General features: G+C 41.6%; 15 protein-coding genes and 3 pseudogenes. 8 read left to right on the top strand and 10 right to left on the bottom strand.

Annotated elements, in window-relative coordinates:
- Positions 1 to 23: 23 nt before the first annotated feature.
- Together BQ7489_RS08675 and BQ7489_RS08670 are read right to left on the bottom strand one after the other, a co-directional pair.
- A complete protein-coding gene (locus BQ7489_RS08675; RefSeq protein WP_005649189.1) occupies positions 24 to 338 on the bottom strand; it encodes a hypothetical protein in 315 nt (104 codons plus the stop codon).
- 18 nt (positions 339 to 356) lie between these two features.
- Positions 357 to 548 carry a hypothetical protein gene (locus BQ7489_RS08670; RefSeq protein ID WP_005649187.1) on the bottom strand — a complete coding sequence of 64 codons (192 nt, stop codon included), beginning with the start codon at positions 546 to 548 and terminating at the stop codon, positions 357 to 359.
- Positions 549 to 692: 144 nt separating this feature from the next.
- On the opposite strand from BQ7489_RS08670, the gene BQ7489_RS08665 reads away from it, so the two are divergent.
- Together BQ7489_RS08665 and BQ7489_RS17975 are read left to right on the top strand one after the other, a co-directional pair.
- Entirely contained in the window at positions 693 to 1,151 is a 459-nt protein-coding gene (locus BQ7489_RS08665; RefSeq protein ID WP_005649185.1) for a helix-turn-helix domain-containing protein, read from the top strand.
- Positions 1,152 to 1,636: 485 nt separating this feature from the next.
- Positions 1,637 to 1,723, top strand: a pseudogene (locus tag BQ7489_RS17975) (phage integrase SAM-like domain-containing protein); the annotation flags it as partial.
- Between the two features lie 222 nt (positions 1,724 to 1,945).
- On the opposite strand, the pseudogene BQ7489_RS08660 reads toward BQ7489_RS17975, so the two are convergent.
- The 3 genes and pseudogenes from BQ7489_RS08660 to BQ7489_RS08655 all read right to left on the bottom strand — a co-directional run.
- Positions 1,946 to 2,716: pseudogene (locus BQ7489_RS08660) on the bottom strand (IS256 family transposase); the annotation flags it as partial.
- A gap of 12 nt (positions 2,717 to 2,728) precedes the next feature.
- Positions 2,729 to 3,043: pseudogene (locus BQ7489_RS17770) on the bottom strand (carboxypeptidase-like regulatory domain-containing protein); the annotation flags it as partial.
- 7 nt (positions 3,044 to 3,050) lie between these two features.
- The gene (locus tag BQ7489_RS08655; protein ID WP_083580511.1) at positions 3,051 to 3,875 is read right to left on the bottom strand and encodes a GLPGLI family protein; all 825 of its coding nucleotides are present in this window, start codon (positions 3,873 to 3,875) and stop codon (positions 3,051 to 3,053) included.
- A gap of 255 nt (positions 3,876 to 4,130) precedes the next feature.
- Here BQ7489_RS08655 and BQ7489_RS08650 point away from each other — a divergent pair, with 255 nt between their 5' ends.
- The 4 genes from BQ7489_RS08650 to BQ7489_RS08635 are packed head-to-tail and all read left to right on the top strand — an operon-like array spanning position 4,131 to position 7,196.
- Positions 4,131 to 4,511 (top strand): winged helix-turn-helix transcriptional regulator, encoded by a 381-nt coding sequence (locus BQ7489_RS08650; protein WP_072530697.1) that lies wholly within the window; start codon positions 4,131 to 4,133, stop codon positions 4,509 to 4,511.
- 28 nt (positions 4,512 to 4,539) lie between these two features.
- Entirely contained in the window at positions 4,540 to 5,541 is a 1,002-nt protein-coding gene (locus tag BQ7489_RS08645; protein WP_072530696.1) for an NADP-dependent oxidoreductase, read from the top strand.
- A gap of 12 nt (positions 5,542 to 5,553) precedes the next feature.
- Positions 5,554 to 6,399: a nitroreductase family protein gene (locus BQ7489_RS08640; RefSeq protein ID WP_072530695.1), complete on the top strand. Its 846-nt coding sequence runs from the start codon at positions 5,554 to 5,556 to the stop codon at positions 6,397 to 6,399.
- Between the two features lie 35 nt (positions 6,400 to 6,434).
- Positions 6,435 to 7,196, top strand: coding sequence for an EFR1 family ferrodoxin (locus BQ7489_RS08635; RefSeq protein ID WP_072530694.1), 762 nt, complete (start codon positions 6,435 to 6,437; stop codon positions 7,194 to 7,196).
- Between the two features lie 100 nt (positions 7,197 to 7,296).
- Here BQ7489_RS08635 and BQ7489_RS08630 read toward each other — a convergent pair whose 3' ends face one another.
- The 3 genes from BQ7489_RS08630 to BQ7489_RS08620 form a co-directional block, all read right to left on the bottom strand.
- Complete coding sequence (locus tag BQ7489_RS08630; protein ID WP_072530693.1) at positions 7,297 to 7,746, bottom strand: DUF4293 domain-containing protein; 450 nt, start codon at positions 7,744 to 7,746, stop codon at positions 7,297 to 7,299.
- A 110-nt stretch (positions 7,747 to 7,856) separates the two neighbouring features.
- Positions 7,857 to 8,192: a DNA-directed RNA polymerase subunit omega gene (locus BQ7489_RS08625; protein ID WP_021971491.1), complete on the bottom strand. Its 336-nt coding sequence runs from the start codon at positions 8,190 to 8,192 to the stop codon at positions 7,857 to 7,859.
- A 36-nt stretch (positions 8,193 to 8,228) separates the two neighbouring features.
- Positions 8,229 to 9,056 carry an outer membrane protein assembly factor BamD gene (locus BQ7489_RS08620; protein ID WP_072530692.1) on the bottom strand — a complete coding sequence of 276 codons (828 nt, stop codon included), beginning with the start codon at positions 9,054 to 9,056 and terminating at the stop codon, positions 8,229 to 8,231.
- Positions 9,057 to 9,207: 151 nt separating this feature from the next.
- Between BQ7489_RS08620 and uvrB the strand changes: the two genes are divergently transcribed.
- Both uvrB and BQ7489_RS08610 read left to right on the top strand, forming a co-directional pair.
- Positions 9,208 to 11,232: an excinuclease ABC subunit UvrB gene (gene uvrB, locus BQ7489_RS08615; protein ID WP_072530691.1), complete on the top strand. Its 2,025-nt coding sequence runs from the start codon at positions 9,208 to 9,210 to the stop codon at positions 11,230 to 11,232.
- A 59-nt stretch (positions 11,233 to 11,291) separates the two neighbouring features.
- Complete coding sequence (locus BQ7489_RS08610) at positions 11,292 to 11,849, top strand: sugar O-acetyltransferase (protein WP_072530690.1); 558 nt, start codon at positions 11,292 to 11,294, stop codon at positions 11,847 to 11,849.
- A gap of 75 nt (positions 11,850 to 11,924) precedes the next feature.
- On the opposite strand, the gene BQ7489_RS08605 is transcribed toward BQ7489_RS08610, so the two are convergent.
- Both BQ7489_RS08605 and nqrF read right to left on the bottom strand, forming a co-directional pair.
- Entirely contained in the window at positions 11,925 to 12,278 is a 354-nt protein-coding gene (locus tag BQ7489_RS08605; RefSeq protein WP_072530689.1) for a hypothetical protein, read from the bottom strand.
- A 434-nt stretch (positions 12,279 to 12,712) separates the two neighbouring features.
- Complete coding sequence (gene nqrF, locus BQ7489_RS08600) at positions 12,713 to 13,981, bottom strand: NADH:ubiquinone reductase (Na(+)-transporting) subunit F (RefSeq protein WP_072530688.1); 1,269 nt, start codon at positions 13,979 to 13,981, stop codon at positions 12,713 to 12,715.
- Between the last annotated feature and the right edge of the window lie 3 nt (positions 13,982 to 13,984).

Below are 13,984 nucleotides of genomic sequence, written 5' to 3'. Positions count from 1 at the left end.
AAATATTAGCCATAATATGTTTATCATTTATCTCTTTTGACTGGTCTTTCGGCCTGTTTTGGCAGACTTCCATCAAAATAGTCCTGGGTGGTACGCTGCAAGAGCCTGAGGTCTGCCGTGCGGTATTCCACCTTACCGGGTCTTTTGTAGGAAACCACCTTTCCCTGACGTTTCCACCGTTCTACATTCCTGCGGCCAAACAGCTCGTATGCCTTCCTCTGGCTGATGAATTCAGGATCATCCTTGTCGGCTTTCAATTGCCTGACAATTCTGGAGGAAAGGTCATTCAGAAATGTTTCGTATGGTATAAGATGGTCCAGAAACTGTAATATCTTCATATGAACCTGATTTGATTTCTATACTATTCGTTTGACCGTAATGGTGTGGTTTTCCCTGTCAGTCCTGGTCTTGAACTGACGGTTATAAATGGCACCAAGCTCTGAAGCCTGTGTACGGACGCTTTTCAAACGTGAAATGGGGAATGAAACGGATTCACCTACTTCAAGGGCAACAAGTGCCGGACGGATTTTTTCTAAGTTTTCAGACATAATTGTTGGATGTTTAATATTTAATGTTTAACTTTGTATTCACCAAATGAATAGGTTACGTCACAAAGTAACGTAAAATGGTTTATATAACCAAATATTTGTTTGATGATTTATTGTTTAAGATGTATTTATTGAAGGAATCGCATGGATAATGACATAAAACACGTGCATGTAGGTCAGGCTATCGACAAAAGACGTAACGAGCTTGGATTGAGCAAATCTGAGCTGGGACGTAAAATAGGTGTACCGCAGCAGCACATAAACCGCATACTGGAAAGGGAGACAATGGAGACAAGCAGGCTTATTAAAGTCAGCGAAGCATTGGACTTCAATTTCTTTTCCCTTTTCTGTCCGAAACAACATAATATATCGGCACATCTTGCAGCCGTTGCCTTGGAGGGAAATGCGAATAACCTGATAGGTGACGCGGAACTTGCTGTACAATTATCCAACGAAAAGAAAGAAACGGAGAACCTGAGGGAAACAATCAAGCTTCTGAAAGAACAGATAGAGAGTCTGAACTCACAAATTTTACGTCTTGATTCAAACCTGAAGGATAAAGATATGATTATTGAACTATTAAAAGAAAGGAGAAAGGAATAAGATATTAATTATTTCATCTGTAGTACCCATACAGATAATTCAATGATTAAAACCATTTTGCAGCTTACCTTTTTTAAGTAATCCATAAAAAGGAAGAGTCCTGAAACTTACAAACTACTTACAAAGCAAAGGAAAGCTACTGATATTCAGATATGAATTAAAGAGGCGCAAGCTGCGATAGAGGAATAAGACTACTTTTTATGTACTATTGCCAAGAATGATAATCACAGACTTACAAATCACTTGCTAAAGTTGCATAAGATTCTGATTATCAATTCTATCTGAAAGTGGCGCAGGCTGCAATAGAGGAAGCATAAATAGTATAAGATAATCATTGATTTAGGCTGTAATGGACTGTTTTTCAGACATTACAGCCTAATTTGTTTTTAGGCGGTTCGTGCATTTGTCTGCAAAAAATGAGCCAAATAAACGGAACTTACATACACCACACATACACCATTTAATAACTTATAAATCAATCTGATATGGCAACATTTAAAGTAGTCGTAAGAAAAAAGAGAGCTGACGGATTTTATCCAGTGTACATTCGTGTTGTCCACCGTTCAAGAATAGTGCACTATGGAGTAATAGGTGCTGTAATGGTCAGCATAATTCTTTATCTATATAAATTGGACAAAAAGATTTGTACAGAGAAGCATAACCAAATACGGTTTCTACGCTTTTTAGGTAGTGTAAAATAAACTGTGTCACGCATTATTTCCTATTAGGAAACTCATCGGTCGGGGAACGGCCAGCGCCAAGGGGCGGGACCACCCGTCCCGACGAGCGTAAAATTACAATAATTTAAACCGGTCTCCAAACTTTATGGCCAGTTGCTGTGAGATTGTAGCCCAATTGGCAAGTGGCATGGTCCACTTCTTCCGTATATTACGGTATGCAAGATAAACCAGTTTCTCAAGGGCTGTATCCGATGGGAACACGCCCTTGTTCTTCGTTACCTTACGGATCTGGCGGTGATATCCTTCAACGGTATTTGTAGTATATATAAGCTTACGGATAGCCGGAGTGTACTGGAAGTATTCGGAGAGTTTATCCCAGTTGTCCTGCCATGACCTGATGACGATAGGATACTGTTCTCCCCATTTCTCTTCCAGCTTGAGGAGTTCATTTTCTGCGGATTCTTTATTTACAGCCTGATAGACACATTTCAAATCCTTCAGAAACTCCTTTTGATTTTTGGAGCCAACATACTTGATGGAATTACGTATCTGATGTACGACACAAAGCTGTACAGCTGTATTGGGATAAACGCTTTGGATGGCGTCAGGAAAACCTTTCAAGCCGTCTATACAGGCAATAAGAATATCTTCGACTCCACGGTTCTGAAGGTCTGTCAGCACACTGAGCCAGAAGTTTGCTCCCTCATTCCTTGATATATACAGCTCCTTATGGCCTTCCTTGTCAATACCCAGCACATTATAGATTGCACGTGTAACCGCACAACCACGTTCATCCGTTACCTTGTAATGGATGGCATCCATCCAGACTATGGGATATACAGAATTAAGCAGTGTATCTCCTCTTTCTGAGATGCTCTCTGCGGTGACGGCCACCTCCCTGAGTTTGAATGCCTTTTCATGAAGAGTGAAAATGGGAGAATTTGTAAGTTCTTTCGGGTGGATTGTCAGTGGATCAAATCCTAAGTAAGTGACTGTGATATGGTCTGCGGCAGACGGGACATTCAATTTGAAAAGCCCTTTCTTGTCTGTGGTGGCATAAGTCAATATTTTCCCTTCTTTAGAATAGGCCACGAGATTTGCGCCGGCAAGAGTTTCTCCGTTGTTTCCTTGCACTTGTCCGGATAATACGGTCTGGGCAAGGGATGGAACGGTGTATAGCAATATAAACAGAATGAATACAATGAAACGCATAAGGCATTCAGTTTATGTCCAGATAATTTTTAGTAGACTGTGTTTGGTGGGTGATATCTTTGCCGCTGGCATCGGTGATTTTAACGATTTTACCTACGCCGGAGACCGCATTTGCCGCAATTTCGGAGTAGGTCTGTGTGGCAATTGATTTACGTAGCTCAAGGTATTTTTTCCGGGTACATTTGACCGCCTCCTTTTCTCCGTTTAACGCTATTGTAGCGTCATCATGAACGGTTTCTATTCCGACGCATGTGAAGTGGAATATCTCCTCCGTATCAGACGCTTCCAGGATCAGACCGGGGAGTCCACCAAGAATATAGGGCCCGTATGGCATGGGAAGTTCCGTGGAGTACCATACGTTCCACGTTCTGCCATAGACCGATGCGATGGCCTGGTAGCACTGGTAGCTGCAAACCGTTTTGGTACTGTCAGTCAGTTCCCAGTGTATGTCGGGCAAATGCTCCTCATACATAAAAAGATCATCCAGTCCCAGTTTATTGATGTAGGTATATGACTCCTTTTCAGGTGCTCCGATAAGTATTTCCAGATTGCTCCTATTCGGATACTTGGATCCGAGCTGCTTGATAGAATTCATGAGGGCGGTAATATCATCGGTCTTTTGCATGGACTGGAAGGCTTCCTCGTGCTTCCTGTGATTCGGATTGTAGAATACGGCTGTTGAACTTCCTATGTCAAGATTCCACCTGTAAGTTTGGGGAGTCTTGTCATACAATGCATGGCAATCATAAGTGATGCGGTAGGTTGCTTTTTCCTGCGCATTTAAAATAAGCAGGGGCAGCCACATAAGTAGAATAATGAAAGTCTTTTTCATGTCTGTTGTATTTTTATGACGCAAATATCCTCAATCTGCTTTACAATCTTGTTCAACGGTTTTTCAACTAGCGTTAATCTCTGTTAATCACAATCAGATAAATAATCAATAAATCCAATCATATAATACACTTATCAATCATTACACAAGCAATAGTATAAAAAATATACTTGGTTATTAAAGTATATTACATATCTTTGTGCACAGAAATATAAAACCCGGTATTTTATTAGAAACAAACAGATTCTATCATTCATGAAAAGATCAACAATACAGGATGCCATGTTTCCCGGTTGCCCGGTGAGAAATATTATGGCAAGATTATGTGACAAATGGGCATTACTTGTTATTTACATTCTGGACAGGTCAGGCAAAAAAAACATGCGTTTTATGGAACTGAAACAACAAATGCCAGATATATCACAGAGAATGCTGACAATGACACTTCGTACATTGGAAGAAGATGGATATATTTCAAGAACCATATTTTCGGAAGTACCACCAAGAGTAGAATACGCTCTTACTGAAAGGACAAAATCATTAAAACCAATCCTTGATTTACTACTCCAATGGTCTGTCGATCATATGGATGATATTATGCGTGACCGTAAAAAAGCTACGCCCATTAATGATTAACAATTCTTACATTCAGTAATAACATATAATGAAAGCAGCACAAATCAAGAAATATTCAAAGGAAATCAAAATTTCCATAAATGACATTCCTATTCCGACACCAAATGAGAATGAGGCTCTTATAAAGATTATATCTGCCGCTGTAAATCCTTTGGATATTCTTCAACTGACCGGAAGTGTAAGGTTGATACAAGATTACAAAATGCCTCTTACATTGGGAAATGAATGTTCCGGTATAGTAGAAAAGGTAGGAAAGGACATCAAAGACTTCCGTGTGGGCGACCGGGTTTATACACGACTTCCTATAAAGAAAATTGGGGCTTTCGCCGAATACGTCGCAGTTGACCATAAAGCTCTATCCAAAATGCCGTCAGGTTATGACTTTATGACTGCTGCAGCGATACCATTGGCCGGTCTTACTGCTTATCAGGGACTTGTAGAAGAACTTGAAGTCCAACCCGGAAAGACATTGTTAATTACAGGTGCTTCTGGGAGTTTCGGACAGATAGCTGTGCCTATAGCAAAATCAATGGGACTTCGGGTGATCGTGACCGGGAACATACGTTCCAAAGAAAAACTGATAAAAATGGGAGTCGACCAATATCTAGACTATAAGAAAGAGAACTACTGGGAAATCCTGACCAATATCGATTATGTCATTGACACCCTGGGCGCAGATGAGTTTGAACATGAGCTGTCTGTCCTTAGAAGAGGCGGGCGGTTACTCAGTTTAAGAACAGCCCCCAACAGGATGTTTGCGAAACGAAATGATTTTTCATGGCTAAAGAGAAGTTTGTTTACACTTGCAGGCAGCAAATTTGATTCGGCAGCCCGCAAACAAGGAAAAGAATACCGTTTCATGTTTGTCCGTTCCAATGGAGAGCAGCTTAAACTAGTTACAGAAATAGTGGAAAAATATCATATAATACCTGATATTGATTCAAGAACATTCTCTCTATCTCAGGCAAATGAAGCACTTACGCTGATGGCCAATGGAAAATTAAACGGTAAAATTATCATTCAAATGTAAGGAGGAATAGAAATGTGCAAGAAATTACCCATACAAATCATAAAGTCAATCAAGGAACGCCATAGTGTCCGTACCTATCAGGACAAGGCTCTTGAACCCAATATCAAAGAAACACTTCAAGATTACATGGACAGTCTTGAAAATCCATTCGGCATGCCTGTAAAGAAATACATGATTGATAAAGAACTGGCTTCCGGAGGAGAAAAACTTGGTACATACGGAATAATTAAAGGAGCAAGTACTTTTCTTGGTATTTCTGTTCCTGATATAGACCTTGCTCATGTAGCTGCCGGATACGAATTTGAGAATCTGATTCTGGAGGCAACGGCATTGGGACTGGGAACTGTATGGCTGGCTGCGACATTCAACAGAGAGGGGTTTGCCTCCGCCATGGGAATTCCCAAAGATGAATTGTTCCCTGCCATTTCTCCTGTCGGGTATCCGGCTACCAAACGCAGTATGACAGAATCTCTTATGAGGACTGCCATGCGGTCTTCAACACGGAAAGAATGGAAGGCATTATTCTATCTGGATAATTTTCAGACTCCTCTCACTAAAAATGATGCCGGCGATTATACAGAACCGCTGGAAATGCTCAGACTTGCCCCTTCTGACAAGAACACGCAACCATGGCGTGTGCTGAAATCGGGTAATTGCTACCATTTTTATGTAACATACAAATCCGGAATCTCAAGAGAGGAAGAAATCATCAAGAGGGTTGATGCCGGCATCGCCTTGTCACATTTCCATCAGACAGTCCTGGAACTTGGTCTGAAGGGATACTTTAAACAAACGGAACCAGGAAATGTCGGGCTTCCTAAGAACACTAATTATATTACTTCCTGGTATACAGAATAAGCAGAATAAAAAGAACAATAAAAGAAAAGCAAAATATGAACATTTATGAAATAAATTTCAGTCCGACAGGTGGAACGAAGAAAGTAGCCGATTTTCTGGCAAATGAATTGAGTCGGGAAATTACAAATATTGATTTGTCAAATAATAACGAAGATTTTCATAAATTCTCATTGACAAATAAGGACATAGCCATAGTTGCCGTCCCATCGTATAGCGGACGCGTACCTTCTACAGCTGCAGAACGCATTTTAAAGATTCAGGGCAATAGTGCAAAAGCAATCATAGTCTGCGTGTACGGGAACCGTGCCTATGAGGATACCTTAGTAGAACTTCAGGACCTTGTACAGCAGGCCGGGTTCTCAGTCATCTCTGCAGTAGCAGCCATTGCAGAACACTCGATAGCACATCGATATGCCACAAACAGACCGGACAAGGATGATTACGCACATTTGAAAGAGTTTGCCGATAAGATCAGTGGAAAACTGAAGAAAAATGATTTTACTACTCCTGTTATACCTGGCAACAGGCCATACAGAAAAGCAGCAAATGCAGGAATTGTTCCCAAACCAACAAGAGCGTGTACTAAATGCGGTCTCTGTGCTTCCAGATGTCCTGTTGGAGCCATCGACAAAAGCAACCCGGCAAAAGTGAACAAGAAAGCTTGCATTTCATGTATGCGCTGTGTCTCTGTATGCCCCCATAATGCGAGAAAAGTCAACGGATTGCTCCTTGCCATCGTAAATATGATGCTCAAGAAGGCATGTACTGTACGGAAAGAATGTGAACTATATCTTTAAAATACGATAAAAACGGTAAAAATAAAATGTCCCGGACTTCTGAAAATGTTTATCAAAGTCCGGGACATTTTTATATCCTCACTTTCTCTTGCAACAAGATTTACCGCAACCGCTCGTAGGCCTTGACCAACATTTCGTCTTTACCGATGGCACGGATTGCCAACCAGTCAAGAATGATGCTGATAGCCGGCAGGCACAAGGTCCACGACGGAGTAAAGCTTCCCACTTCATCGAATGAATACAGAATAAACACGGCAGCCGTCACATAATAACCGATCAGCAGAATAATATTGAATAAAGTCAAGCGGATCTGAAACATACGTTTTCTATAGGCAAATATAGTGACAAGCGACAAGATGGCTACAACCATAAGGATGGCAAACAATGCCCATGGTGCATAATTGGAAACACCCCCGGCGTCAACCAATGCCAGGTTTGTCATTTCATAAATAGCCGTATCCGTATAAAAAGCCCCTACAGGGAAAGACATCATGAGCACCATAAGAATGGCGACAATAAGCAAATAGACAGTCTGAATGCGTTGTATCATAATAAATTAATTTTCAAAGGAACAAAAAAAGAACACAGAAGCGCAATCATCTTCTCATCATCCAAAGAGAAAACACATACATTGCGTCTCTGTGTTCCAACGATATGGTCTTACTGCAATTTTTCTTTTTCCTTAGCCGGATTTCTGTAATATACCTTACCTTCAATGTACTCCTGAGTAGCGATCAGAGTAGGTTTCGGTAATTTTTCATAATAACGAGAGATTTCTATCTGCTCTCTGTTTTCAAAAACTTCCTCCAGGTTGTCGTTATATGAAGCAAACTCCTGTAACTTCTTGGACAGATCGTTCTTCATTTCTACGGCAATCTGATTGGCACGCTTACCGATGATTGCTACAGTTTCGTAGATATTACCGGTATCTTCACACAATTCCATCAAATCGCGGGTAACGGTATTGGTAGGAGCGTTTGTTTTCTTGTAATCCATAATTCCTGTTTAAATTATAACTATAAAATTTGACAATCAATTATTTACATATTTATTGGCGTCTTTAAAGATTTCCTCGACTTCTTTGTTGTATTTGCTGTCGGGAAATTCATTCTTAAAGGCATAATATTCATCAATGGTATCACGCATACGTTCTTCCTTTTTCTCTTCTACACTCTGTCTTGCCATATCATATTTGGCACGCAACACCAGCATGGACAGATCTTCACGCAACTTTGTATAAGGATATTCACGAAGAACATTCTGAGCGGTAACCACACACGCCAGATAATTGTTTCCGGTACTGCTATAAGAACTGTTTCCGGTATACGAACCCAAGTCATAATACAGTTTAGCCGACAGATATTCTTTCTCGACCAACTTATCCTGCAGTTCGAAAATCATATCCTGTGCAACTGATTTACGAGGACTTTGCGGAAAATATTCGATGAACATCTGCAATTCCTGAATAGCTTTGTACGTACTGCTCTGGTCCAAACGGGGTTCGGGAGTGTCCATATATAAAGACTTGCCGCTGAAGAAACGGGCCAGCTCCGTATAGGTTCCTCTCGGATATGTAGTATAATATGTATTGAAATAATGGGAAGCCGTTATATAGTCGCCCTGATTATAGTAGGTCATAGCCAACATATAAAGAGATTCCTCGGCATTGGATGTTCCCTTCATGATTGGAATCAGCTCTTCAAGTATGGTAGCGGCCCTACTGTTCTGCCCTTTGGCAAAATAACTTTTCGCAGCCTCATATTTATACTCGTAATCTGTGCTTTTCAGCACCTTATTGTACTCTCCACAAGACGATAAAAATCCTGCAGAAAGGAGAACCATAACAGCGTACTTTTTCATGTTATTCAATATAGATGTGCAAAAGTACTCTTTTCCAGTGAATAATGCAATACATCCATGTTTTTTAAATAAAATTTATAGCTTCGGGAAAAAGGATAAGAAATATTCCGTAAATTTACTCCCTATATCCAAAAACCATTCATTATTATTTATGAAATTCGAACTGATATCTGACTATAAACCGACAGGCGACCAACCGGAAGCTATCGCCCAACTGACGGAAGGTGTCCTTCAAGGTGTACCGGCACAAACCTTATTGGGTGTGACGGGTTCCGGAAAAACCTTTACCATTGCCAACGTCATCAAGAACGTCAACAAACCGACACTGATTCTGAGCCACAACAAGACCTTGGCAGCCCAATTATACAGTGAATTCAAAAGCTTTTTCCCGAACAATGCGGTGGAATATTATGTGTCATATTATGACTACTACCAACCGGAAGCCTATCTGCCGTCGACCGACACCTACATAGAAAAGGATCTGGCCATCAACGAAGAAATAGACAAGCTCCGCCTAGCAGCCACTTCCGCCCTCCTCTCGGGAAGAAAGGATGTAATAGTCGTATCATCCGTTTCCTGTATATACGGTATGGGTAATCCGGCCGATTTCTATAACAATGTCATCGATATCAAGAAAGGGAAATTACTTGACCGGAACGTATTCCTCCGCAAGCTGGTAGACAGCCTTTATGTAAGGAACGACATTGAACTGAACCGCGGGAATTTCCGCGTAAAAGGTGATACCGTAGACATTTACCTGGCATACAGTGACAACGTGCTGAGAGTCATGTTCTGGGATGATGAAATAGACGGAATCGAAGAGATTGATCCGGTTTCGGGACATCGCATCAGCACATTCGACGAATACAAGATCTATCCGGCCAATCTGTTCATGACAACCAAGGAAAGTACCCTAAGAGCAATCCACCAGATAGAGGACGACCTGACCAAACAGGTGGCGTACTTTGAAGAAATAGGAAAACCTTACGAAGCCAAACGGCTTTATGAACGCGTCACTTACGATATGGAAATGTTACGTGAACTGGGGCATTGTTCGGGTATCGAAAACTATTCCCGCTACTTTGACGGACGTGCAGCCGGAACACGGCCTTACTGCCTACTCGACTTTTTCCCTGAAGACTTCCTCATCGTGATTGATGAAAGTCATGTCAGTGTTCCACAGATACGTGCCATGTACGGCGGAGACCGTGCCCGGAAAGAGAATCTGGTAGAATACGGATTCCGACTGCCGGCTGCCATGGATAACCGTCCGCTGAAATTTGAGGAATTTCAGGAACTGGCCAAACAGGTAATTTATGTAAGTGCCACCCCCGCTGATTATGAGCTGATGCAAAGCGAAGGTGTAGTAGTGGAACAGGTTATCCGGCCTACCGGACTACTGGACCCCATTATAGAAGTACGCCCGAGCATGAACCAGATTGATGACTTGATGGAAGAAATACAGCAACGCATCGAAATGCAGGAGCGCGTACTGGTAACAACACTGACAAAACGGATGGCCGAGGAACTTACCGAATATCTGCTTAACCATGGAATCCGCTGTACATACATACACAGTGACGTAGACACATTGGAACGTGTCAAGATTATGGATGAGCTGCGTCAAGGAATTTACGATGTACTGGTAGGCGTAAACCTGTTACGTGAGGGACTGGATCTTCCGGAAGTCTCACTTGTGGCTATCCTGGATGCCGACAAGGAAGGTTTCCTCCGCTCCCATCGCTCCCTGACACAGACAGCCGGACGAGCAGCCCGCAACGTCAACGGAAAAGTAATTATGTATGCCGACAAAATAACCGACAGCATGAAACAGACAATTGACGAAACAAACCGCCGCAGGGAAAAACAGCTGGCATACAACGAAGCACACGGCATAACTCCCCAACAGATCAAAAAAGCACGGAACAACGTATTGCTTGGCAATACAGAAGAGATTCCTACCGCAGAACCCAAAGCTTATACAGACGCCCCAGAAAAGATCCTGGCTGCCGCCGATCCGATTGTCCAATACATGTCGAAAGAACAGCTCAAAAAAAGTATGGACCGTACACGCAAGCTGATGCAGGAAGCCGCCAAGAATCTAGATTTTATTGAAGCGGCACAATACCGTGACGAACTGATCCGTCTGGAACAGCAGTTCAATGAAAAAAAATGAGTGATAAACGACAAAAGTAACTTATATTACACCTTAATTAATATATTAGATAAACAACCATGACCGAATTTGAAAAAATGCGTAATCAACAACTGGCAGACTGTTCTGATCCGGAAATCAATGAAAGTTTCCGTCACTGCAAGACTTTACTTGCCAAATTCCGGACCATATCCAATTATGATTCCTGTTTCCGCAAAATATTGGAAGATCTGATACCGGGAATTCCTGCCACTTCTGTCATCATGCCACCTTTCTACTGTGACCACGGTAACGGAATACGCCTGGGAGAACATGTCTTCATTAACGCAAACTGCACATTCCTGGACGGAGCCTATATAACTATCGGGAACCATACACTGATAGGACCGAACGTCCAAATCTATACTCCTCAACACCCTATCCCATTTTTGGAACGCAGGGAGAACAAGGAATATGCTTACCCTGTAACAATCGGAGAAGACTGCTGGATCGGCGGGGGAGCGATAATCTTACCGGGAATCACCATCGGTGACCGCTGCATCATAGGTGCCGGAAGCGTGGTGACCAAAGATATCCCTTCGGATTGCATGGCAGTAGGAAACCCCGCCATCATCAAAAAGAAACTAAGCAACCCATAACCCCTGTAAACAAAAAAGACGGGAAGTACCACGACTTCCCGTCTCCTATCTTTTCCGAATATCCGGCTAATTTAATCATTTAACTTCTATTCCTTTGTTATGCAAAGTCAAAGCCATCAAACGCACATAACTAGCATACTGTTCGTCATTCAAAGCCTTCTTCATCAATTTCAAGTTACCGTAAACAGCGGTACGGACTTTTTCATTGTTATCCTTCTTTGAACTGTTGGCAATCTTCATTTGCTCTTCAAAATAGTCGCAAATATCAGCAACTTCATCATTCTGAGTCGCATTCAATTTCAGATACTTGGTCAATTTTTCCTTGTTAATTGAACCATTCCACTTTGTAGTCTTACCTTCACCATCGCTAGCAAATACTGATGCAGAAAACACTAATGCAACTACTAATGTCAATCCTAACTTTTTCATAATACCTAAAATTAATTGTTACCTTAAAAACTTTTTTTACCTCAAAAACTCTGTCAACCTCAAGGTCGACTTCGTATATCCTTTATCTTTTTACCGATGCAAATATAAATATATGTTCTATAACACAAAAACAAAATCATAAAAATCTTTCTTTAAAGGTATCATTTATTGATTTAAATCAATATTAAGCTTCCTTCTTGAACCGATTTGTAATAAAAACGCAATATTTAGGCATATTATTTTGATATTATATGACTATTTGAAACATTTTTCAAGAATCACAGACATTTTTTAACATGATAATCTTCCCCATTCTCTCAATTAACTTCCACAAGACAAGTTTCACCCTCAATAAATGATATTTATAAACAAAAACAGGTTCCCGAACCAATCGGGAACCTGTTTTCATTATTATGATCGAAAAATGATCTCTATTATCCGCCGAAGTTATCATACATGATGGAAGATTCATCAACGCCAAGGCTGTCCAACATAGCGATAACAGACTTCGACATCGGTCCAGGACCACACATGTAGTATTCAATATCTTCGGGAGCTTCGTGATACTGCAAGTAAGTTTCATACATTACCTTATGCACAAATCCCGGAGTATACTTCACACCTGCAGCATCGGCTGCCGGATCCGGACGGTCCAAAGCCAGATGGAAATGGAAATTTGAGAAATCTTTTTCCAGATTCAGGAAATCCTGCAGATAGAACACTTCATTTAATGCACGGGCACCGTAGAAGTAATGCAGTTCACGGTCTCTTGTATTCAGTGTACGGGTCATATGCATAATCTGTGCACGAAGCGGAGCCATACCGGCACCACCACCTACCCAGATCATTTCCTTCTTGGAATTGAAGATCGGATGGAAGTCACCGTAAGGACCACTCATCAATACCTTGTCACCCGGTTTCAGGGTAAAGATATAAGAAGAAGCGATACCCGGATTTACATCCATGAAACCGCTGCGGTCTGGTTTAAACGGAGGAGTAGCAATACGTACAGTCAGCATGAACACATCTCCTTCAGCCGGATAGTTAGCCATTGAATATGCACGGATGGTAGGTTCAGGATTTACACACTTCAATGAGAACAGACCGAACTTCTTCCATGACGGCAGGTATTCATCGCCGATCAATGACTTATCGATATCCTTGTCATAATCCATTGTAAATGCAGGAATCTTGATCTGGGCATAAGAACCCGGGATAAAGTCCATATGAGCCCCCTTAGGCAGCTGAACCTTGAACTCCTTGATAAAGGTTGCCACGTTCTTGTTTGAGATAACGGTACATTCGTACTCTCTTACACCCATTACAGATTCGGGAACCTTGATAGACATATCGCCTTTCACCTTAACCTGACAGCCCAGACGCCAATGGTCTTTCTGCTGCTTACGGCTGAAATGAGAGACTTCGGAAGGAAGGATTTCACCTCCACCTTCAACAACCTGACACTTACACTGGCCACAAGAGCCCTTACCACCACAAGCCGACGGCAGGAATACATTGTTTACAGCCAACGTGTTCAACAAGGTTGAACCTGATTCAACTTCCAACTGGTTTTCACCGTTGATAGTCAGTTTCACTTTACCTGAAGGTACCAAAAACTTCTTGGCAACCAACAGGATGACCACCAGCACAAGAATAGTCACAAGGAATACTCCAATGCTTGCTAAAATAAAATTCATATCCATTGT

The sequence above is a fragment of the Bacteroides ilei genome (assembly GCF_900128495.1).
GTDB lineage: Bacteria > Bacteroidota > Bacteroidia > Bacteroidales > Bacteroidaceae > Phocaeicola > Phocaeicola ilei.
The sequence above is the reverse complement of the archived record's forward strand: the minus strand, read 5'-3'. Positions and strand labels throughout refer to the sequence as shown.

Bases quoted from the DNA above. Each gene is read 5' to 3' on its own strand.
- BQ7489_RS08635 (WP_072530694.1), top strand. From the start codon at position 6,435: ATGAACATTTATGAAATAAATTTCAGTCCGACAGGTGGAACGAAGAAA.
- nqrF (WP_072530688.1), bottom strand. From the start codon at position 13,981: ATGGATATGAATTTTATTTTAGCAAGCATTGGAGTATTCCTTGTGACT.
- uvrB (WP_072530691.1), top strand. From the start codon at position 9,208: ATGAAATTCGAACTGATATCTGACTATAAACCGACAGGCGACCAACCG.
- BQ7489_RS08610 (WP_072530690.1), top strand. From the start codon at position 11,292: ATGACCGAATTTGAAAAAATGCGTAATCAACAACTGGCAGACTGTTCT.
- BQ7489_RS08675 (WP_005649189.1), bottom strand. From the start codon at position 338: ATGAAGATATTACAGTTTCTGGACCATCTTATACCATACGAAACATTT.
- BQ7489_RS08650 (WP_072530697.1), top strand. From the start codon at position 4,131: ATGAAAAGATCAACAATACAGGATGCCATGTTTCCCGGTTGCCCGGTG.
- BQ7489_RS08640 (WP_072530695.1), top strand. From the start codon at position 5,554: ATGTGCAAGAAATTACCCATACAAATCATAAAGTCAATCAAGGAACGC.
- BQ7489_RS08625 (WP_021971491.1), bottom strand. From the start codon at position 8,192: ATGGATTACAAGAAAACAAACGCTCCTACCAATACCGTTACCCGCGAT.
- BQ7489_RS08655 (WP_083580511.1), bottom strand. From the start codon at position 3,875: ATGAAAAAGACTTTCATTATTCTACTTATGTGGCTGCCCCTGCTTATT.
- BQ7489_RS08605 (WP_072530689.1), bottom strand. From the start codon at position 12,278: ATGAAAAAGTTAGGATTGACATTAGTAGTTGCATTAGTGTTTTCTGCA.
- BQ7489_RS08665 (WP_005649185.1), top strand. From the start codon at position 693: ATGGATAATGACATAAAACACGTGCATGTAGGTCAGGCTATCGACAAA.
- BQ7489_RS08670 (WP_005649187.1), bottom strand. From the start codon at position 548: ATGTCTGAAAACTTAGAAAAAATCCGTCCGGCACTTGTTGCCCTTGAA.
- BQ7489_RS08645 (WP_072530696.1), top strand. From the start codon at position 4,540: ATGAAAGCAGCACAAATCAAGAAATATTCAAAGGAAATCAAAATTTCC.
- BQ7489_RS08620 (WP_072530692.1), bottom strand. From the start codon at position 9,056: ATGAAAAAGTACGCTGTTATGGTTCTCCTTTCTGCAGGATTTTTATCG.
- BQ7489_RS08630 (WP_072530693.1), bottom strand. From the start codon at position 7,746: ATGATACAACGCATTCAGACTGTCTATTTGCTTATTGTCGCCATTCTT.